Origin of the sequence: Pseudarthrobacter sulfonivorans (assembly GCF_001484605.1) — a bacterium.
Taxonomy (GTDB): domain Bacteria; phylum Actinomycetota; class Actinomycetes; order Actinomycetales; family Micrococcaceae; genus Arthrobacter; species Arthrobacter sulfonivorans_A.
Window position 1 is genome coordinate 1,412,660 of sequence record NZ_CP013747.1, and the last position, 20,205, is coordinate 1,432,864.

The window sequence follows — 20,205 nt, forward strand, 5'->3', positions numbered from 1 at the left end:
TGGACTGATGTCCCTTATTCGCGCGCTCAGCAAAGAACTGGAAGCACGCAGCGATGACTCGTTGCGGGCGCTCTTTGCAGCGCGGCCGGACCTTATGTCCCCCGCCGTTCCTGACTTTTCCGCCCTGGCCGCGCGGGCAAGCGCGCGGGTCAGCGTCCAGCGCGCGCTCGAGCGGCTTAACAGGCCACAGATGCAGGTGCTGGAAACGCTGCATCTGTGTACCAACACGGACACCGAACACAGCGCCTCGGCGGCGGGCGTCCGGAAACTCATTGCAGGGTCCACGGTGGCGGCGCTGGAACGCATCCTGGCCTCGCTCCAGGAACTGGCTCTGGTGCACCGGGCAGAGCCGCCGCATGGAACGCCGGTTTCGGGCCACCGCCAGCGCTACTACCTGCCGGTGGGAAGCCTCAAGGACGTGGTGGGAATCTATCCTGCGGGGCTGGGGCGCAGCTACACCGAGCTGGTCAGGCTCCAGCCCGCGTTTGCCCAGCGGGCAGTCCAGCTCGTTGCCGAGCTGCACCGCAGCGGCGTCTCCATCCAGAACGCCACCACCCCCATGGAGGCAGCCCTCGCGCTGCAGCATTGGACATCCTCGCCCGAGGCACTCGGCGAGGCTTTGGCCGGAGCCCCGGAACGCACGACGGCGTTGCTCGCCAAATTCCGCAACTGGGCCATGGGTGCCGTCCCCCAGGCGCAACGGAAGGCGTCGGTCTCGAACCAGGGCGCCGACGTCGGGCCCGTTGACTGGCTCCTGGCCCGGGGCCTGCTGGTCCCCCTGGACGCCGCGCACGTGGAATTGCCGCATAGCGTGGGATTGTCGCTGCGTGGCGGCGCCATCATCAATGACTTCTCCCTGTCCCCGCCGGTTCCGGAGCTGGGCAGCACCACCGCTGCGCTTCGCCGGAACGCGGCGCTGGGCGCCATCGCCGAAACCCTTCGGCTGGTGGGTGACCTCCTCCACGCCGTCCGCGAACAGCCGCTGGCCACGCTGCGCAGTGGCGGCGTCGGTGTCCGGGAAATGAAGCGGCTGGCCGAGACGCTTCGCATCGACCAGCACCGGGCGGGCCTGCTGCTGGAGGTCAGCGCCCTCGCCGGCCTGTTGCGCCTTGATGTGGACTCGTCCTCGTGGGTGCAGCCCCCGCAGCTGGAGTGGCTGGCCCTCCCCCGCCAGGAGCAGTGGCTGTGGCTGGTCAATGCCTGGCTCGCGAGCGAGCGTGTGCCTTCACTGGTGGGTCAGCCCGCTAACGGCCCCGGCGGCGTTCCCGCCGCGCACCGCGCCCTGGCCGGGAACACCGTTAATGCCCTTTCGGCAGAGGCGCAGCGGCCGGACGCCCCCGTGGTCAGGAAGCGGATCCTGGAAATCCTGGAGGAACTCACCCAGGAGGCTGCCGCTGCGGACGGCACGGCACCGGTCCTGGATGCTGCGGCCGTCCTCCAGCGGGCTGAATGGACGCAGCCGCGGATGGCCCGCCGGTTCAGTTCCCTGATCAGGGGTGTGCTCGCGGAAGCGGAGCTGCTCGGACTGATCGGCTCCGGTGCGTTGAGCCAGCTGGGCAGCGCCATTGCCGAAGACAACCCGGACGAAGCCTTGGGCATCCTGGGCGAGCATCTGCCTGCGGCACTGAACCACGTCCTGCTTCAGGCGGACCTGACCGCAGTTGCCCCGGGCTACCTGGCTCCGGAGCTGGCCGAAAAGCTACTGGTGATGGCCGACGCCGAGGGGCACGGGCCCGCCACTATCTACCGGTTCTCCGCTAACTCGGTCCGGCGGGCGCTGGACGCCGGGCATGACGCCTCGAGCCTGCTGGAGTTCCTGCGTGAGCATTCGGCCACGGCCGTGCCCCAGCCCTTGGAATACCTGGTGGAGGACACGGCGTCCCGGCACGGCCGGCTCCGGGTGGGAACGGCCGCCAGCTTTATCCAAAGCGATGATGAGGCAACGGTGCTGGAGCTGGCGGCGGAGTCCAAAGCGGCCGGCCTGGGGCTGGCCCGGATTGCGCCGACGGTACTGATCTCCACCGCTCCGCCGCGGGAAACAGCCCAGGTCCTGCGCGGACTGGGCCTCTCGCCGTCGGTGGACCAGGCCGAGCCCGGAGTGGTCCGGCTCCGCCGCACTAACAATGTTCCCGGCGGCGCCCGCCCCATCTACACGGCGCCGCGGACCGCACCCGCCGAGGACGACGTCGCCGCGCAGCTGGCCGTCCTGCGGAACAGGCGGGCTGAGGCCTCCGGAAACCACGCAGGCCCCGTGGCTGGCTCCGGCGAAGCTGCGACCCAGCTTGGGCTGGAGACGCTGCAACGGGCTATCCGGCTCAAGCAGCGCGTGAGCATGAACGTGGTGGACAGCCAGGGGAATTCCTGCCTGGAGACAGTTGTTCCCCTCTCCGTAAACGGCGGACGCGTCAGGGTCTTTGATCCTGCCAAGGAAACCGAGCGCGTGCTCTCCATCCACCGCATTATCGACATTGAGGCCGCAGAAGAACTGCGCCAGTGAAGGACTGCCCCGCGTGAACGACGGCCCGCTGATCGTCCAAAGTGACAAAACCATCCTGCTGGAAGTGGACCACGAACTGGCCACCGAGGCGCGCCACGCCATCGCCCCCTTCGCCGAGCTCGAACGCGCCCCGGAGCACATGCACAGCTACCGCCTGACGCCCCTGGGCCTGTGGAACGCACGCGCCGCCGGCCTGGACGCGGAGAAGGTCCTGGACACGCTGCTCAAATACTCGCGGTTCCCCGTGCCGCATTCGCTGCTGATCGACGTCGAAGAGACCATGTCGCGGTACGGGCGGCTGCGGCTGGAGAAGGACCCGCAGCACGGCCTGGTGATGCGCACGGACGACTACCCGGTGTTGGAGGAGGTCATCCGGGCCAAAAAGATCCAGCCCCTGCTGGGGCCGCGGATCGACGGCGAAACCATTGTGGTCCATTCCTCGCAGCGCGGCCAGCTCAAGCAGCTGCTCCTGAAAATCGGTTGGCCGGCGGAGGACCTGGCCGGCTACGTGGACGGCACACCCCACCTGATCGCCCTGAACGAGGACGGCTGGAAGCTCCGCCCGTACCAGCAGCTCGCCACCGAGAATTTCTGGGCCGGCGGCAGCGGCGTGGTGGTGCTGCCCTGCGGAGCCGGGAAGACGCTGGTGGGTGCCGCGGCCATGGCCACGAGCTCCACCACAACGCTCATCCTGGTCACCAACACGGTGGCAGCCCGGCAGTGGAAGGACGAGCTGCTCAAGCGGACGTCCCTGACGGAGGACGAAATCGGCGAGTACTCGGGCGCGGTCAAAGAGGTCCGCCCGGTCACCATCGCCACGTACCAGGTCCTCACCACCAAACGCGGCGGCCTGTACCCGCACCTGGAGCTCGTGGACGGCCACGACTGGGGCCTGATCATCTATGACGAAGTGCACCTCCTGCCGGCGCCGATCTTCCGGATGACCGCGGACCTGCAGGCCCGCCGCCGGCTGGGCCTCACCGCCACCCTGGTCCGCGAGGACGGCCGCGAAGGCGAGGTCTTCAGCCTCATCGGGCCCAAACGGTACGACGCGCCCTGGAAGGACATCGAAGCCCAGGGCTACATCGCCCCCGCGGACTGTGTGGAGGTCCGCATTGACCTGCCCCGGGACGAACGTGTGGCCTATGCCATGGCCGAGGACGCGGACAAGTACCGGCTGTGCGCTACGTCCGAGTCCAAGACCCTGATCGTGGAACAGCTGGTGGCCCGGCACCAGGGCGAGCAGCTGCTGGTGATCGGGCAATACATTGACCAGCTGGACGAGATCGGCGAGCGCCTGCAGGCTCCCGTCATCAAGGGCGATACGTCCGTCAAGGAACGGCAGAAGCTCTTCGCTGCATTCCGGGCCGGCGACGTGAACACGCTGGTGGTTTCCAAAGTGGCCAACTTCTCCATCGACCTGCCCGAGGCCTCGGTGGCCATCCAGGTCTCCGGTTCCTTTGGGTCGCGGCAGGAGGAAGCCCAGCGGCTGGGCCGGTTGCTCCGCCCCAAGAAGGACGGCCGGGCGGCCCGCTTCTACTCGCTGGTGGCCCGGGACACCCTGGACCAGGATTTCGCGGCCAAGCGGCAGCGCTTCCTGGCAGAGCAGGGCTATGCCTACCGGATCATGGACGCCAAGGATGTCGGCGCCGTCTAACGGCCACCCGGTGTTCCTGTCCGGCGATGGGGATGGCCATGCCACGGCGGGCTCCCCATGGAACACCCACCATCCATCCAGAAAACTCACAGTTTCTGGGAGCATGATGGGAGCATGAAGAAGACCGGCCCAGAAGCCAAGCTGCTAGTTGTTGATGACGAACCCAACATCCGCGAGCTGCTGTCCACCTCGCTCCGCTTCGCAGGCTTCGAGGTGGTCTCTGCCGCCAACGGCCGTGACGCGCTGGCCGCCGCCGAGCTCCACGCGCCCGATCTGGCGGTGCTGGACGTGATGCTGCCGGACATGGATGGCTTCACCGTCACCCGCAAGCTGCGGGCTTCGGGTAAGCACTTTCCGGTCCTGTTCCTCACGGCGAAGGACGACACGGAGGACAAGGTCACCGGCCTCACAGTAGGCGGGGATGACTACGTCACCAAGCCGTTCAGCCTGGACGAGGTAGTGGCCCGCATCCGTGCCGTCCTGCGCCGCACGCAGCCCCTGCTCGACGACGACGCCGTGATCCGGGTGGACGACCTGGAGCTCGACGACGACGCCCACGAAGTGCGCCGCGGCGGCACCGTGATCGAACTGTCCCCCACGGAATTCAAGCTCCTCCGGTACCTCATGCTGAACCCCAACCGGGTGCTGTCGAAATCCCAGATCCTTGACCACGTCTGGGAGTACAACTTCAACGGCGACGCCTCGATCGTGGAGTCCTACATCTCCTACCTCCGGCGCAAGGTGGACATTGATCCGGACGCACCGGCACTGATCCAGACCAAACGCGGAGTCGGCTACGTGCTCCGGACGGCAGAGAAGCGCTGACCTTGCTGCAGCGGTGGAAATCGGCCTCGTTGAGGTCCCAGCTGGTGGCCATGATCATGGCACTGCTGATTGTTGCGCTGACCTCAACCGGCGCCGGCACCCTCACGCTGCTGCACAGCTACCTCCAGGCGCAGGTGGATGACAAGCTGTACGCCGCCGTCGACCTCGCCAGCAAGCAGCGCTCGTTCACCCAGCTGCAGGCACCCACCAACCCGATGGTCCCCACTGACTACTCGCTGATCCTGTACACCCCTGGTGAGGACCCCCAGCTGTTGGGCGGCGATCCGGATGACCACCCCGACATCGCAACCATCTCCGTTGAGGACGCCCAGAACCGGGGAACCCGCCCGTACCAGGTCAGGGGCACCGACGGCCAGAACTGGCGGGTGGTCGCGGTGACCGTGCTCTATATCGGCCGTCCCGCCGTCGTTGTCATCGGCTTGCCGCTGCAAAGCGTGGATGATGTCCTCAAGCACGCCACCCTGGTGGTCACCGGCGTCGGCCTGCTCACCCTGCTGCTGGCCTCCCTGATCGCCAGCTGGACCGTGTCCCGGTCATTCCGTCCGCTGGCCAAGGTGGAAAAGACCGCAGCCGCCATCGCCGCGGGCGACCTTTCCAGGCGTGTGGACGTCGAAAATCCCGGCACTGAAGTGGGGCGGCTCGGGAGCTCGCTGAACGCCATGCTGGCGCATATCGAGACGGCCTTCGCCGCCCGGACAGCCTCCGAAGGCAGAATGCGCCGGTTCGCCGCCGACGCCTCCCACGAACTGCGTACCCCGCTCGTGACCATCCGGGGTTTCTCCGAGCTCTACCGCCATGGCGCGCTGGCCACCGACGAGGACGTGGCCACGGCCATGGGGCGGATCGAAAGCGAAGCCAAACGGATGGGCTCTATGGTGGAGGACCTCCTCCTGCTGGCGCGCCTGGACGAACAGCGCCCGCTCCAGCAAAAGCCCGTGGACCTGCAGCTGATTGCCCACGATGCGGTGGTGGACACGCAGGCAAGCGACCGCTCGCGCCCCATCTCCCTGACCGGCCTTGGTGACGATCCGGCCGCCCCCGCGCCGGTGCTCGGTGACGAAGCAAAACTGCGGCAGGTGGTGGGGAACCTCGTGGGGAATGCCCTGCGCTACACCCCGGACGGCAGCCCGATCGAACTAGCCGTCGGGGTCCGGACCTCCGACGGCGGGCAGCCGTTCGCGGTGATCGAGGTCCGGGACCACGGCCCTGGCATCTCAGAAGAGGACGCGTCCAAGGTGTTCGAGCGTTTCTACCGCGCGGACACGTCCCGGACGCGTGAGACCGGCGGCAGCGGCCTGGGGCTCGCGATTGTCGCGGCCATCGTGGGATCGCACGGCGGGTCCGTCAGGGTGGAAAAGACCGACGGCGGCGGGGCCACGCTGGTGGTCAGCCTGCCGGTCCGGGACGACGCCACCGACGAGGCTCACGCCGGCGATGACCACGTGGGGGAAGCCCACCCGGGCGCAACGGCCACGCAGGATGGCGATCCTGTGGACGGAGGCCACGGAGATGGCAAGGTTATCCACATATAGCCATGGAGCGTGGCGTGCGGGCAGTGCCCGTCCGTAGGCTCGCTGTAGTGGCCCGGAGCAGCCGGGCGGGCAGCAGATGCTGTCCCACTACTTCGAGAGGCAGCAAGCCATGAGCATCATTTCCGTGGACACCGAACTCCTTCAGCTCAAGTCGGCCAACGTCAAAGCAACCGTGGATCGGATCAGCTCGGACGTCCAGACCATGAAGCGCGGCCTGGACGAACTGCAGTCCACCTGGCGGGGCTCGGCTGCCAACAACTTCCAGGCCCTGGTGACCGAGTGGACACTCACCCAGGGCAAGGTGGAGGCATCGCTGGCATCCATCAACATGGCCCTGGCATCAGCAGCGTCCACCTACGCCCAGGCCGAGCAGGGCAACACCCAGCGCTTCAGCTGAGTCCGCAGCCGAAATGGCTTCTACGCCTCCGGCGTCCCCTGGCGGAATCGGAGCCGCCATCTGTTGCCGTCCAAGACCCACAGTGAGCTATGGAGAGCCGTGCCTGAGCGCGAGTAGCTTCGGCACGTCAGCAGGATCGCGCTGGTGCCGATGCGGTCCGCACCCAGGAACTCCAGTTCAGTGTGCTGCCCTGGTTCCTCTTCCAGTGCCATCATCGTGGCGTCACGGGTCCATACCCTGCCCGAGGTTCCGATCTCCATAAAATCAGGGTGCAGGAGGACGCCGGTGCGGCCGATGTCGCCACGGATGTCGGGGCCCGACAACTCGCGTTCGAGGGCCTCGACGATCGCTTCGGGGCTCATCTCGGCCCCGGCGGACTCCGACGGGATGAAGGAGTCGCTCTCCAGCTCGCTGAAGAGGTCCGGCTCGTCGTAGGGGCTTTGGTTGAAGAGGTCCTGGCCGTACGAGCCCTGACCGTCGGAGCCAGCACCGCCGGCTGTGGTGGCGGCCTGAAGGCTGGCAGGAGTGGCGGCGTCGGGGCTGGTCAGTGCGGTGACTGCCCCAGAGCTGACGGCAACCCGGCTATCAACTGCTGGGCCAACCGCTGCCGGGGCTCCCGCGAAGCCCGGGCCTGAACGGGCTGCCACACCCTGCTGGTACGCGGTGGCCGCTGCACGCGCGCGGACATCGGCTGCCTCATTGAGGTCGTGGCCGGCGTGGCCCTTGACCCATTCGAAGGTGTATTTCCGGCCGGCGATTTCCCGGTCAAGTTCCTTGAGCAGCTCCACGTTCAGGACGGGTTTGCCGTCGGCCTTCCGCCACCCCTTGCGTTTCCAGCCCGGCATCCACTTTGTGATGGAGTTGATCACGTACTGGCTGTCGCACAGGACCCTCAGGTCCTCCTCCGGGACGTGGGCGGTGGCACGGAACAGATCCAGGACGGCCATCAGCTCGCCCTGGTTGTTGGTGCCGTGCGGCCATCCCCCGGCACGCCAGCAGTCGTCGTTCACATACCAGGCCCAACCGGCCGGGCCGGGATTTCCTAAAGCCGAACCGTCGGCCGCTGCAGTAATTGTCACTTAACCATCCTGCCAGACAGCGCCGACAACCGGTTCAGCCAGCCCTTGGGAAACCGCTTACCGAAAAGCCTTGACGCCGAAGTCGAAGCGCGGCAGAATCGGAATCCTGACCGGGAAAGCGCTTTCTCAGTCGAAGCTTCCCCACCGGCACCTACGCCGTCACGGGACACGCTCCGGGGTGGACCTCCACCCTTTTGAGGAAGGCACATCAATGAAGATTCGGGCCATCAGCCGCAGGAAGTTCCAATTCGGCGCAGTCGCCGTCGCTGTCTCACTGCTTGCCACTGGCTGCGGCGCCCCCGCAGGCTCCAGCGAAAATGACGCAGTGACGCTGCGGTTCGCCTGGTGGGGCAATGAGTACCTCAACGCGCAAACGGAGAGAGTCATCGACGCGTTCGAGGCGGAACATCCCAACATCAAGATCGAATCCGAGCCGGGCGAATGGGCCAGCTACTGGGACAAACTGGCCACCACCACCGCTGCCAATGACGCACCGGATGTCATCCAGATGGACCAGAAATACATCGCCGAGTACGGTGGCCGCGGGGCGCTGCTGGACCTGGCCAAACAGAGCGGGATCGACACCTCCAAGCTGGACAAGGAATCACTGGCGTCCGGCCAATACGACAACGCACAGTACGGGTTGAGCACCGGGAAGAACGCTTACGTCATCATGGCAAACACGAAAGTCTTTGAGGCAGCAAGCGTGCCTGTCCCCGACGACACCACCTGGACGTGGGACGACTTTATGGACACCGCCGCGAAACTCAGCGCGGCCGGTGACGGGATGAGCTACGGCGCAGCCTATGGCAGCAACGAGGCGGACCTCATCCTCTGGCTTCGGCAGCACGGCGAGAACCTCTACTCCCAGGACGGAAAACTGGACTTCGACACCGCTACGGCCGCTTCGTTCTGGGAACGGCTGAAGGAACAGCGCGATTCCCAGGCAAGCCCGCCGGCCACGGTGGCCACCGAGGACTCCGGCGCAGGCCTTGAGGAGAGCCTGTTCGGCACCAACCGGGTAGGCATGGCCTGGTGGTGGACTAACCAGCTGGGATCGCTGGAAACCACCACGGGCAGCAGCATCAAGATGCTCCGCGCCCCCAGCACCGACGGGAAGTCTGCGGACAACGGCATGTACTACAAGCCCACCATGTTCTGGTCCGCGTCCTCACGGTCCAAGCACCCGGAAGCAGCTGCAACCTTTATCAATTACCTGGCCAACAGCCCCGCGGCAGGCGCCATCCTTATGACAGACCGCGGAGTCCCCAGCAACTCTGAGATCGTCGAGGGCATCACACCGGCCCTCAAGCCCGCAGACACCACTGTGGTGGCCTTCCTGAAGGACATTGCGCCGGACATTGCCGATGCGCCTCCCGTCCCGCCGGTGGGTGCCGGCAGCGTCCAGAACGTCATCAAGCGGTTCACTGACGAAGTCCTGTACGACCGGATGACTCCGCAGGCGGCCGCCGACGCGTTCAAGAAGGAAGTCGAAGGGATGCTGGCCACGGCCCGCAAGTAGCGACAAACAAATGCGGCCCCCTCCAGTGGAGGGGGCCGCATTATGGTTTGCGCGGAACGTAGTCCGGGCGCTGGGGACTAGAAGCCGCCCATGCCGCCCATGTCGTCGCCGCCACCCATGGCCGGAGCGTTCTTCTCCGGCTTGTCGGCCACAACGGCCTCAGTGGTGAGGAACAGACCGGCAATGGAAGCCGCGTTCTGCAGGGCAGAGCGGGTTACCTTGACGGGGTCGTTGATGCCGGCAGCCAGCAGGTCGACGTACTCGCCGGTTGCTGCGTTCAGGCCGTGGCCTGCAGGCAGGCCGCGGACCTTGTCGACAACAACGCCAGGCTCGAGGCCGGCGTTGAAGGCGATCTGCTTCAGCGGGGCGTCGATGGCAACGCGGACGATGTTCGCACCCGTTGCTTCGTCACCGGTCAGGTTCAGGTTCGCGAACGCCTTGGCGCCGGCCTGGATCAGCGCAACGCCGCCACCGGCGACGATGCCTTCTTCAACAGCAGCCTTCGCGTTGCGGACAGCGTCCTCAATGCGGTGCTTGCGTTCCTTGAGCTCAACCTCGGTTGCGGCACCGGCCTTGATGACTGCAACGCCGCCGGCCAGCTTGGCCAGGCGTTCCTGCAGCTTCTCGCGGTCGTAGTCCGAATCAGAGTTTTCGATCTCGGCACGGATCTGGGAAACGCGGCCAGCGATCTGGTCGGCGTCGCCGGCACCTTCAACGATGGTGGTCTCGTCCTTGGTGACAACAACCTTGCGGGCGCGTCCCAGGAGTTCCAGTCCGGCGGTCTCCAGCTTGAGTCCGACTTCCTCGGCGATGACCTGGCCACCGGTGAGTACAGCGATGTCGGCCAGCTGGGCCTTGCGCCGGTCGCCGAAGCCCGGAGCCTTGACGGCTACGGACTTGAAGGTGCCACGGATCTTGTTGACGATCAGGGTGGCCAGGGCCTCGCCCTCGATGTCCTCGGCAATGATCAGCAGCGGCTTGTTGGACTGCATGACCTTTTCCAGGACAGCAACCAGTTCCTTGACGTTGGAGATCTTGGAGTTGACGATCAGGATGTACGGGTCCTCAAGGACCGTTTCCTGGCGCTCGGTATCGGTAACGAAGTAAGCGGAGATGTAACCCTTGTCGAAGCGCATGCCTTCGGTGAGCTCGAGCTCCAGGCCGAAAGTGTTGGACTCCTCGACGGTGATGACGCCTTCTTTGCCCACCTTGTCCAGGGCTTCAGCGATCAGGGCGCCAATTTCATCGTCACCGGCGGAGATGGAGGCAGTAGCCGCAATCTCTTCCTTGGTTTCGATTTCCTTGGCGGAGGCCAGCAGCTCAACCGTGACGGCCGCTACAGCCTTCTCGATACCACGCTTGAGGGACAGCGGGTCAGCGCCGGCCGCGACGTTGCGCAGGCCTTCCTTGACCAGGGCCTGCGCCAGCACGGTAGCCGTGGTGGTGCCGTCGCCAGCGACGTCGTCCGTCTTCTTGGCAACTTCCTTGACCAGCTCGGCGCCGATCTTTTCGTAAGGGTCGTCCAGCTCGATCTCCTTGGCGATGGAAACACCATCGTTGGTGATCGTGGGGGCGCCCCACTTCTTTTCGAGGACGACGTTGCGTCCACGCGGGCCGAGGGTGACCTTGACGGCGTCGGCGAGGATGTTCAGGCCCCGCTCAAGACCGCGGCGTGCCTCTTCATCAAATGCAATGATCTTGGCCATAACGGCAGTAGTCCTTTCGGGACAGTCGTTAAGAATGAACCTCACTGCAGTGCCCGCGACGGACGATCCTTCACCGGCGGCCTCTGTATGCCGCGGCTGGGGATCTCACTCCAGCTAGGTATTTCTCTCGCTCCACGACCGCCGCCAAGCCCCGAAGCCGGACAAACCGGACGTTGCTTTAGCAGTCGGTACGTAGGAGTGCTAACTCAATAATTAGCACTCCCTAGGTGAGAGTGCAAGCGAAAGGTCCCGCAAATCGCCCTGTCAGGGCGGCCCGTTCGCCACCGGCGATCAGCCTGCGGCCCGTCCTGCCGCCTCACGGCCGCTGAGCACTGCCCTGTTGTCTGCGCCGTAGGTGAACACCATGTAGTTGGCCGTGGTGATGTCACCGTTGGCGTCGAAGGCAACCGGCCCCGATTCGCCGTCGTAATTAATGCCTGCCCCGGTCTTCAGGACCGCGAGGCAGTCGGTGTAGGACAGGCACGGCTTGGTGGCCGGGCCCGAGGCCTGCGCGGCGGGCTGCCCGCCTGCTGTCCCGCCGGAGACGGCGATCAGGTTGGCGGCGATGGAGCGGCCGGCATCGTCGTCAGCCTTCGCTGCCGCCAGGACCGCCAGGTTCACGGCGTCGTAGGTCTCTGCGGCGAACGAAAGGTCTTTCAGGGCAGGGTTGACCGACACAAGACGGGCCTGGAAGTCCGCAGACGGCAACAGGCCCGGCACCACTGCACGGGCGCCTTCGAGCGCCTTGGATCCAAGTCCCGAACCGTACTGGGCGAAGGCACCGTCGCTCAGGATGATGCTCTTGCCCGAAAGTCCCGCGTTATTGAGCTCTGCGATGGCGCCCTGGGCGTCGTCCCTGGCGATCAGCACTACAGCGTCAGGAGTGGCGGCCTTGGCAGCAGCTGCGGCGTTACCGGCGTCGCCGGGCTTGAAGGCGGTCGTTGAGACAGTTTCCAGGCCGGCGTTCTTGGCGGCACCGGTCACCGCGGCCGAAACGTCCTTGCCGTAGGCACTGTCCTGGTGGACCACGGCAAGGCTCTTGGCGCCGCCGTCCTTGGCCAGCTTCACCAGCACCGAGGCCTGGGCAACGTCCGCCGCGGCCGTCCTGAAGTAATAGCCGCCGCTCTTGTAGCGGGACAGCCCGGCAGCGGAGTTGGCCGGCGAGACGAGCGGGACGCGCGCGGCCGAGAGGACGTCGATGGCGGCGGCGGCGTGACTCGAATCCGTGGGGCCGATCACCGCATCAACCTTGGCTGAGGCCAGATTCCTGGCCTGGGCGTCGGCGCCATCACCGGCGCCTACCACCAGATCTACAGGCCTGCCCTTGTGGCCGCCGGCCGCATTGATTTCCTTGATTGCCAGTTGGGCCGCGGCGAGCTGCGAGTCGTTGAGGAAGGCCTGCTCCCCTGTGCTGTCCTGGATCAGCCCGATCCGCAGCGTGCCGTCACCGGATGCTTCAGCGGAGTCAACGCGGGCGTTGCCGCCAGCTCCGGCACAGCCGGCCAGGGCCAGCAGGAGGGCCGCCCCTGTGGTTGTGCGGACGATTGTTGAACGCAAGCTGCGGGAGATCACTGCGCGGGCCGGACGTTTTCTGCCTGCGGGCCTTTCTCGCCTTCGCCGACTTCAAGCTCGACGCGCTGTCCCTCATCCAGGGCGCGGTAACCTTCGCCCTCAATGGCCGACCAGTGCACAAAGACATCGTCCGCGGAGCCGTCCACCGTAATAAAGCCGTAGCCCTTTTCGGCGTTGAACCACTTAACCGTTCCCAATGCCATGATGTCCACTCTTTTCCGTCGTGCCGTCGGTCCCCGTCGGAAGTGTGCCGCTTGTTACGGACCGAAGCCTGAAATCACTCTAGCGACAAGCCATCCGGCGGGCCGAACCACACGGCCGCTCCGGTGCCCAAAAGTTATTCAGGCGTGACGGCGAGACGCTACTGGTAGCCCGGCCCCAGGACAACAACCAACGGCACCTGGAAGTCCTGGCTCTCCACCAGGGTAGGGATGTTCAGGAGTTCGGAGACTGCTTCGGCGTTGGCTTTCTGCGCCGGTCCTGAATAGAAGATTGCGGATGTCTGCTGCGGAGCGCCGCCCCAGTTCCCCACCTGACCCAGCGTCCAGCCATCGGCCTGGACCATCGAGCTGATGCGTCCGGCGAGCCCGGCCTTCCCGGCGGCGTTGTAGATGGCCACGCCCTGGGTCTTGTCCAGCACAACCGCGGAGGGAATGTTGCTGGGCGAAGCGCTGGGCTCGGCGTCGGGGCTCTTAGAGGGCTCCGGGTCCGTGGAGGCTTCAGCGGTGGCTGACGGTGCCGCGCTTGCCTCGGGGGCAGCGGTTGATTCCAGGCTGGTGGAGGCTTCACTGCCGGCCTGGGTGAACCCGAGCTTGGGGAGGATCAGGAAGGACACCACTCCGATGGCCAATGCCACAATCCCCACAGCAAGGATGGGCCACAGCTTCCGCCGGGCAGGCGCCGAGGCCGCACGGTGGACGCCCTGCCGCGAGGCGGACTCCGGAACCTTGTCGAATTCATCCCGAGCGTATTTGGTCATGGTGGGGAGACGTCCTTGTTGATTGCTGCTGATGGCTCAGCACGAGCGTGGTCAGGCGTCGGAACCCAGGCGTCGTGCAGTGCGTGCCCGGTGACGCGACGTACGTAGTCTACGCAATCTCTTGACCAGCATGGGGTCGTGGGCCAGTGCAGCCTCGGTGTCGATGAGGGCGTTGAGCAGCTGGTAGTAGTGGGTCGCGGACAGATCGAAAAGCTCCCTGATGGCCTGTTCCTTGGCCCCCGCGTACTTCCACCACTGCCGCTCCAGTGCCAGCATCTGCTGGTCGCGCTCGCTCAATGGGGAGTCGCGGAGGGTAAAGTCAGCCAGCAAAGAACCGCGCTCCTCCGGCTCCGGCATATGTTCCCGAGCAGGTTCCGCCACGGCACACCCCTTCGCTGGTCTCGCTGAATCACCGGTTAAGTTACAAAATCTCCTCCCCATGTTACGGCGTGAATAACACGGTTGTCATTTGCGCCCCGGCCGCAGCGTCCGGCAACCCTGCGAGAATGGGAGCGTGTTTGAATCTGACGCGCTGTTCGAACTGACGGCGGACCCGGCGGAGGCCGTTGGCTTTGCCGAGATGGCCGCCTTGCCGCTCAGTGAGCTGATGGCTGCCGACTGGGCGGAGGCGCTGGGCCCAGTAGAGAGTGAGCTGCGCGGCGTCCTGGGCTTCCTGGCCGCCGAAGTTGCCGCGGGGCACCGGGTGCTGCCAGCGCCGTCGAACGTTCTGCGCGCCTTCCGGCAGCCGCTGGCTGGCGTGAAGGTCCTGGTAGTGGGCCAGGACCCCTACCCCACGCCGGGCCACGCGATCGGCCTGTCCTTTGCCGTTGACGGGCGGACCCGCCCCATCCCGCGGAGCCTGGCGAATATCTACCGTGAGCTGGAGTCCGACCTCGGCCTTCCGGCGCGCGTCCACGGCGACCTGTCCGCCTGGGCCAGCCAGGGGGTCCTGCTGCTTAACCGGGTCATGAGCGTCCGCGCCGGGGCAGCCGGCTCCCACCGGGGCAAAGGCTGGGAGGCCATCACGACGGCGGCAGTCACCGCGGTGGCCAGCCGGCGCACTTCCGACGGCGGGCCGTCGCCGCTGGTGGCGGTGCTGTGGGGCAAGGACGCGGAGAGCGTCCGGCCCCTCCTGCCCGGCGCGGCGGTCGTGTCCAGCGCCCACCCCAGCCCGTTGTCGGCGTCGCGCGGATTCTTCGGCTCCCGGCCCTTCAGCACCATCAACCAACTGCTGCAGGACCAGGGATGCCCTGGCGTAACCTGGGAACTCCCTCCGGTCCCTTAGCTTAGGCTTGCCTTATGAGCACTCTTCCGGCCACCACCAATGCCACGAAAAAAACACGTCCGCAGATCGATCTCACGGTCATTCGACGCGAAGAACTCTCGCCCCACATGGTCAGGATCGTGGCCGGCGGCGAAGGTTTTGCCGCCTACGTGAACAACACCTTCGTGGACCGCTACATCAAAATCGTTTTTCCGCAGCCCGGCGTTGACTATGCCCAGCCCCTGGACCTGTGGACCATCCGCGAATCCATGCCCCGCGAGCAGTGGCCCTTCACCCGCACCTACACGGTCCGCTGGGTGGACACCGAGGCCAAGGAACTCGCCATCGACTTTGTGATCCACGGTGACGAAGGGCTGGCCGGCCCTTGGGCGGCTGCCGCCAAGCCCGGCGACGCCTTCACCTTCACCGGCCCGGGCGGTGCCTACAACCCGGCGCCTGACGCTGACTGGTACCTCTTTGCCGGCGATGAAGCCGCACTTCCTGCGATCGCCGCCGCCATCGAATCGTTGCCGGCAGAAGCGACCGGCCTGGCGTATATCGAGGTGGACAGCGACGCAGACATCCAGCCCCTCGCGTCCCCGGCGGGCGTTAAGGTGACCTGGCTACGCCGCCACGGCGCGCCGGCAGGCGCCGGGGACCTCCTCGTTTCAGCGGTGGCCGACGCCAAATGGCCCACGGGCCGCGTTGACGTTTTTGCCCATGGCGAGCGCGGCTACATGAAGAGCCTGCGGGACGTGTTTTACGTCCAGCGCGGCCTGGAACGGAGCCAGGTTTCACTGTCCGGCTACTGGGCCCAGGGCCGGGTGGAGGACGACTTCCAGGCCGAGAAGAAACTGCCCGTGGGGAAGATCTAAGCAGGGAAGATCTGAGCTGTACCTAGCGGCGGCGGGCGCGGCGGCGTTCGTTGCTGGCCAGGCTGCGTGTCAGCGGCCGGGCGAGGGTGTCGCCGAGGACAATGCCGGCCGCTGTGCCCAGGACTATAGCGCCTGCGTTGAGCATGCCGCCAGCGCCGAGGAGGATTTCGGACTCCTCGATGGTCAGGACATACATCGAGCGGAAGATCGTCAGCCCGGGCAGCAGGATCAGGGCCGCCGGGACGGCCACCACCAGCTGGGGAGCGCCCATTTTCAGAGCCACCACCCGCGCCAGCAGGCCAATCACAACGGCGGCCAGCGCCGGGGAGAACCGGTCACCGACGCCGAGGGTCGCGGCACCAAGCAGCACAAAATAGCCCACCACGCCCACGCCCGCGGTAGGCAGCAGCAGCTCCCACGAAGTCTGCTCCGTTATGCCGATGGCCATCACTGCGACGGCGATAAAGATCACCAGGACCCAGAGGTCATATGCAGGCGGGAACGTTTGGGTGACACTAATGGGCTGCATTCCGGTCATCGCGCCCATCACAAAGGCCACCGCGATCCCGGCCACAATCGCGCCGAAGGTCAGCAACGTGGACAGGAACCGGCCCGCGGCGGTCACGGGGAAGCCGTTGATGGCGTCCTGGACAGAGGAGACGAGGCGTCCCGTGGGCAGGAGCAGGAGGATGCCTCCCACCACCACAATCGCCGGTGCATTGGTGAGGTCAAAGCGCCACAACAGCAGCGCGGTGAGCGTAACGCCGAAGGAGCACGCCGCCGTCGTAAAGAAGTCCGGAACCCGCCACCGGCCCAGCTGGCGGGCAAGCAGGCTGACACCGATGTTGGCCACGAAGGCAATGCCCGAGGACACCGGCCCGCCGCCGAGCACACCCACAAAAACTGCGGCGAACACGCCGAACGCTATGGTGACCATCCAGCGCGGGAACGGTTTGGGGCTGGTGATGGCCTCGTCCAGCCGGCGGATGGCTTCATCGCGGCCCACTCCCCCGGCCACGATGTCCGTCACCAGCCGGTGTACTTTGGCCAGCCCGGCATAGTTGTTGGTCCAGGACCGCACAACCCGAAGCAGCGAGATGGGCGTCTGGTCCTTGGGGGCATAGTTAATGGCCACCGACTGGTTGGTGATGTCCACTTCGATGTTTTTCAGCCCCAGCGCCGCGGTGACGGCAATAATGCTCGTCTCCACTTCCAAGGCGCCTGCCCCGTACCGGAACATGGTCTCGGCCAGGTGCAGGGAAAAGTCCAGGGTCTTGCGTGCGGAGGTGTCCACGCCTCCCACCTGGATCATGGGGTTGGCGTAGGGGCTTCCGGCGAGCCTGTCCACAATGCTCAGTGGCGCCGTCGGCGGGTTCTCCCCCCGCACCAGGCGCCGCAGCATCCGCTTGGCCGCGGCATCCTGGCGGAGCTGGGAGGGGGTGAGCGGCTCTGTTTTGGGCAGACCGTCGGTGGGAGGCCTGCGCCTTGGGTTTTCAGGTCGATCGTTCACCTTGGTGCTCCTCCCTTTCTGGCAGTTCGTGGTTTGGTGTTAGGCCTGGCGCTTCAGTGGCAGTTTGCCCAGCAGGGTGCGGGCCGCCACGATGGCCGCGCGGACCAGGCGGTTGGCCTGGAAGGCTACCGGCCGCACGGGCATCACGAAGTCACCCAGCAGCTGGACCACGTCGCCGCCGAAGCCCTTCTTGAACTCGTAGCCGCCGTGGCCTTCTTCGTCCTGTCCCTGGATGCCGAAGGTGCCGTAGAAGTTGTAGCGCGAGTAGCCCTTGTCCAGCCCGTGCAGCATCATTCCCCAGTACAGGGACGTGGCGCCGTTGAAGTAGATGTAGTCCTGCTTGGTGCCGCCGATAACGCAGACCACCTCGTCGCCGAAGCAGACGAAGTGGATGGCGGCCACTGTAGCCACACCCACCGAATCCGGGAACCGCTCGATGTCCTTGAGGCTGCGCTCGTAGCTGTCCACGAGGTCCTGGACAACTTTGAGCCGGTTGGCTTTCTTTTTGCTGCCGGTCTCTTCGACTTCACGGCGGAGTTCGGCTGCGGACGCGGCTTCCGCTTCCAGGCGTTCGGTGATGGACTTCCGGTACGCGGGGATGTCGATCTTGGCCATCATAAGTTTGGTGAACTCGGCCGAGGTGGTCCGCAGGAGCTGGTCGTAGTATTCGCGTTCGCGGTAGAAGAAGCCCTTCTCGTCCCCGGCTGTGCTCAGCGCGTCATAGAACTCGTCAAGGGTCTCCAACGTGGCCTGCTCCAGGAACACACCGTTCTTTTCAGCCTTCCGGATGGCCTTCCGTGTCCGGTAGCTGGTACCCATGATGAGCTCCTCGGCGTCCGTGACGCCGCCGAGCTGCTTGATGAACATCCAGTTGACGTTGGCGAAGTTCATGTCGGAGCCCTGGTGCTCAAGACCCAGTCCAGCCAGTTCCGCCACGAGCGGCCTGTTGTCCACGATCTCGGGGTGTTCGGCGCCGTCGGCATCGCGGGCGATGTACGTCAGGTTCGGAGAAATCCGGAGTTCGGCAGCCTTGCGTTCCGCGGCGCGTTCCTTAAGGAGTCCGACGACGTCACGCACCAGTGCGGCGTCCGTGTAGTCCAGGAGGGGGCCCTTGGCGCACTCGCACACCTTGTAGCCCCAGCGGTTGGTGGTGAAGTTCAGTTTCCCGGCAGCGACCAGGTCGCCGTCGCGCCTGACACCGAACAGTTCCACTGACTGGCCGCGGGCACGCTGGAAACGGGTGAAGTCGGCGGACTGGATGAAGTTGTTTTGCGGATGCTTGAGGGAGAAGGACTCAAACTCGGCATCGCTGAGGACGCTGAGCTCGAGTCCGGCTCCGGCCTTGGTTGGATTCACAGAAATAACCTCATCTATGGCTGGGCTGCCGACTGGGGCAGGCGCTGGCCTTCGTGGTGTGGATGGTGAGAGTGGCTGGTGGGCGGTCAGTAGAACTGCTGGCCGGTGCGTGCGGTTTCAAGCCGGCGGAAGACCCGTTCCGCGGCCTTGACCCACAGCGTGTGCCTGACGGGCGACAGCACGTAGTCGTAGCAGCCGACGAAGTCCGTCACCGTCTTGGTAAAGCTCGTTTTGAACATGCCCATGCCGTACAGGTGGTGGGACTTGTCCTTGATCAGGCCAGAGGGCGGCGTGCCGCAGAAGTCGTACTCGATGCAGCCGAGTTCCTGCATTCTTCGGATGGCCTGCCACTGGACCAGGTGCGAATCGCCGTACTGCTTCCTGTTCTGGGTGGAGCCGCCGTCCTTGTAGGTTGCCTTGGATCCGTAGTTGATCACAAAGGCGCCCACACTGGGTTTGCCGTCCTCATAAACGAAGAAGAAGCTGCCCTGGCCGCGGGTGCAGAATTCGTCCCAGAACCGCGTGTAGTACTCGAGGCTGCGCAACGGCATGGAACCCTTGGCGTTCACCGTGTCGGCCATCAGGTCATACAGCGCCCGATACGTTTCCGGGCCTGGCTCCTGCTGCACCACGGCGCAGCCTTCGCGTTCTGCCCGGCGGATCGCGTTGCGGGCGCGGGAGGAGATGGACCGGAACACTTGGTTCTCCGGTGCCGCGATGTCCAGGAGCGCCGTGGAGTCATTGGACTGGATGTTCGGGGCCTTCACCAGGCCGGCGGCGGCGAACTGTGCCCGGGCTTCCGGGGTGGACACAACGTCAGGTTCAATCTTGATGGTGAAGACATTCAGCTTCCGGCTCCGGGCGAATGCAGCGCACGCGTCCAAGACCGGCTTCAGGTCCTCGACGGCACCCAGGTCAGGACCTTTGATCAGGTACCACAGGCGGCCCAGCACCGGGAATTTCTTCTCCAGCACCAGGTTATAGCTGGCGGTCCCGGCAGACTCCAGGACCAGGAAGCGGGCGGTCCAGCCGCTGCCGTTCTTCACGGACGCGTAGGCGGCGGACTGCAGCATGTTGCCGCCGTTCGGGTTGGCCGTGACGTGCTTGTCCCAGTTCTCAATTTCCTCCGCTGTGGCAAAGCGGGCGGTGAATTCTCGCAAGGGGGCCGTGTCCAATCTCAGGGGTTTGTGCGCGGTTCTGTACTCGTAGTTACGTGCGGACATGTAGCCACAAGTCTAAAGCCTCCGGTTGGGGCGGCAGGTCCCCGGCATCCTCTGCATGCTGCTCGTTCGTGGTTCGGGGGTCCCCGATATCCTCTGCATGCTGCTCCTTCGTCGCTCTGACGCATGCTGCCGGATACCGCTGACCCCCGAGGGGTTTCGACTAGCTCAACCACCGACCGCGACAGTCTCA

17 protein-coding genes are annotated in these 20,205 nt (G+C 65.6%); 8 read left to right on the forward strand and 9 right to left on the reverse strand.

Annotated elements, in window-relative coordinates; translation table 11 throughout:
* Positions 1–7 precede the first annotated feature (7 nt).
* The 5 genes from AU252_RS06225 (at position 8) to AU252_RS06245 (ending at position 6,929) form a co-directional block, all read left to right on the forward strand.
* On the forward strand, positions 8–2,497 hold the full coding sequence (locus AU252_RS06225; protein ID WP_058929979.1) for a helicase-associated domain-containing protein: 2,490 nt from the start codon (positions 8–10) through the stop codon (positions 2,495–2,497).
* Between the two features lie 13 nt (positions 2,498–2,510).
* Complete coding sequence (locus tag AU252_RS06230) at positions 2,511–4,154, forward strand: DNA repair helicase XPB (protein WP_058929980.1); 1,644 nt, start codon at positions 2,511–2,513, stop codon at positions 4,152–4,154.
* Positions 4,155–4,268: 114 nt separating this feature from the next.
* Positions 4,269–4,979, forward strand: a complete 711-nt coding sequence (locus AU252_RS06235; protein ID WP_058929981.1) for a response regulator transcription factor — start codon at positions 4,269–4,271, stop codon at positions 4,977–4,979.
* Positions 4,980–4,981: 2 nt separating this feature from the next.
* The gene (locus tag AU252_RS06240; protein WP_205630644.1) at positions 4,982–6,532 is read left to right on the forward strand and encodes a sensor histidine kinase; all 1,551 of its coding nucleotides are present in this window, start codon (positions 4,982–4,984) and stop codon (positions 6,530–6,532) included.
* Positions 6,533–6,641: 109 nt separating this feature from the next.
* Positions 6,642–6,929 (forward strand): WXG100 family type VII secretion target, encoded by a 288-nt coding sequence (locus AU252_RS06245; protein WP_058932786.1) that lies wholly within the window; start codon positions 6,642–6,644, stop codon positions 6,927–6,929.
* Between the two features lie 20 nt (positions 6,930–6,949).
* On the opposite strand, the gene AU252_RS06250 is transcribed toward AU252_RS06245, so the two are convergent.
* A complete protein-coding gene (locus AU252_RS06250; RefSeq protein WP_058929982.1) occupies positions 6,950–8,008 on the reverse strand; it encodes a ribonuclease HI family protein in 1,059 nt (352 codons plus the stop codon).
* A 211-nt stretch (positions 8,009–8,219) separates the two neighbouring features.
* On the opposite strand from AU252_RS06250, the gene AU252_RS06255 reads away from it, so the two are divergent.
* Complete coding sequence (locus AU252_RS06255) at positions 8,220–9,530, forward strand: ABC transporter substrate-binding protein (RefSeq protein ID WP_058929983.1); 1,311 nt, start codon at positions 8,220–8,222, stop codon at positions 9,528–9,530.
* A gap of 77 nt (positions 9,531–9,607) precedes the next feature.
* On the opposite strand, the gene groL is transcribed toward AU252_RS06255, so the two are convergent.
* From groL to AU252_RS06280, 5 genes are all read right to left on the reverse strand, one after another.
* Complete coding sequence (gene groL, locus AU252_RS06260; protein ID WP_058929984.1) at positions 9,608–11,236, reverse strand: chaperonin GroEL; 1,629 nt, start codon at positions 11,234–11,236, stop codon at positions 9,608–9,610.
* A gap of 291 nt (positions 11,237–11,527) precedes the next feature.
* Entirely contained in the window at positions 11,528–12,793 is a 1,266-nt protein-coding gene (locus tag AU252_RS06265; protein WP_240484335.1) for an ABC transporter substrate-binding protein, read from the reverse strand.
* A gap of 11 nt (positions 12,794–12,804) precedes the next feature.
* Entirely contained in the window at positions 12,805–13,011 is a 207-nt protein-coding gene (locus AU252_RS06270) for a cold-shock protein (RefSeq protein ID WP_157768943.1), read from the reverse strand.
* A gap of 158 nt (positions 13,012–13,169) precedes the next feature.
* Complete coding sequence (locus AU252_RS06275; RefSeq protein ID WP_058929986.1) at positions 13,170–13,787, reverse strand: LytR C-terminal domain-containing protein; 618 nt, start codon at positions 13,785–13,787, stop codon at positions 13,170–13,172.
* Between the two features lie 51 nt (positions 13,788–13,838).
* Entirely contained in the window at positions 13,839–14,168 is a 330-nt protein-coding gene (locus tag AU252_RS06280) for a DUF3263 domain-containing protein (protein ID WP_058929987.1), read from the reverse strand.
* A 133-nt stretch (positions 14,169–14,301) separates the two neighbouring features.
* Between AU252_RS06280 and AU252_RS06285 the strand changes: the two genes are divergently transcribed.
* Together AU252_RS06285 and AU252_RS06290 are read left to right on the forward strand one after the other, a co-directional pair.
* Positions 14,302–15,072, forward strand: coding sequence for a uracil-DNA glycosylase (locus tag AU252_RS06285; RefSeq protein ID WP_058929988.1), 771 nt, complete (start codon positions 14,302–14,304; stop codon positions 15,070–15,072).
* 14 nt (positions 15,073–15,086) lie between these two features.
* The gene (locus tag AU252_RS06290; protein WP_058929989.1) at positions 15,087–15,926 is read left to right on the forward strand and encodes a siderophore-interacting protein; all 840 of its coding nucleotides are present in this window, start codon (positions 15,087–15,089) and stop codon (positions 15,924–15,926) included.
* Between the two features lie 22 nt (positions 15,927–15,948).
* On the opposite strand, the gene AU252_RS06295 is transcribed toward AU252_RS06290, so the two are convergent.
* The 3 genes from AU252_RS06295 to AU252_RS06305 all read right to left on the reverse strand — a co-directional run bounded on the left by AU252_RS06295 (position 15,949) and on the right by AU252_RS06305 (position 20,015).
* Positions 15,949–17,436, reverse strand: coding sequence for a threonine/serine ThrE exporter family protein (locus tag AU252_RS06295; RefSeq protein WP_058929990.1), 1,488 nt, complete (start codon positions 17,434–17,436; stop codon positions 15,949–15,951).
* Positions 17,437–17,475: 39 nt separating this feature from the next.
* The gene (locus tag AU252_RS06300) at positions 17,476–18,792 is read right to left on the reverse strand and encodes a peptidoglycan bridge formation glycyltransferase FemA/FemB family protein (RefSeq protein ID WP_058929991.1); all 1,317 of its coding nucleotides are present in this window, start codon (positions 18,790–18,792) and stop codon (positions 17,476–17,478) included.
* A gap of 86 nt (positions 18,793–18,878) precedes the next feature.
* The gene (locus tag AU252_RS06305) at positions 18,879–20,015 is read right to left on the reverse strand and encodes a peptidoglycan bridge formation glycyltransferase FemA/FemB family protein (protein WP_083510290.1); all 1,137 of its coding nucleotides are present in this window, start codon (positions 20,013–20,015) and stop codon (positions 18,879–18,881) included.
* Between the last annotated feature and the right edge of the window lie 190 nt (positions 20,016–20,205).

Bases quoted from the DNA above. Each gene is read 5' to 3' on its own strand.
- AU252_RS06275 (WP_058929986.1), bottom strand. From the start codon at position 13,787: ATGACCAAATACGCTCGGGATGAATTCGACAAGGTTCCGGAGTCCGCC.
- AU252_RS06225 (WP_058929979.1), top strand. From the start codon at position 8: ATGTCCCTTATTCGCGCGCTCAGCAAAGAACTGGAAGCACGCAGCGAT.
- AU252_RS06270 (WP_157768943.1), bottom strand. From the start codon at position 13,011: ATGGCATTGGGAACGGTTAAGTGGTTCAACGCCGAAAAGGGCTACGGC.
- groL (WP_058929984.1), bottom strand. From the start codon at position 11,236: ATGGCCAAGATCATTGCATTTGATGAAGAGGCACGCCGCGGTCTTGAG.
- AU252_RS06245 (WP_058932786.1), top strand. From the start codon at position 6,642: ATGAGCATCATTTCCGTGGACACCGAACTCCTTCAGCTCAAGTCGGCC.
- AU252_RS06305 (WP_083510290.1), bottom strand. From the start codon at position 20,015: ATGTCCGCACGTAACTACGAGTACAGAACCGCGCACAAACCCCTGAGA.
- AU252_RS06255 (WP_058929983.1), top strand. From the start codon at position 8,220: ATGAAGATTCGGGCCATCAGCCGCAGGAAGTTCCAATTCGGCGCAGTC.
- AU252_RS06290 (WP_058929989.1), top strand. From the start codon at position 15,087: ATGAGCACTCTTCCGGCCACCACCAATGCCACGAAAAAAACACGTCCG.
- AU252_RS06235 (WP_058929981.1), top strand. From the start codon at position 4,269: ATGAAGAAGACCGGCCCAGAAGCCAAGCTGCTAGTTGTTGATGACGAA.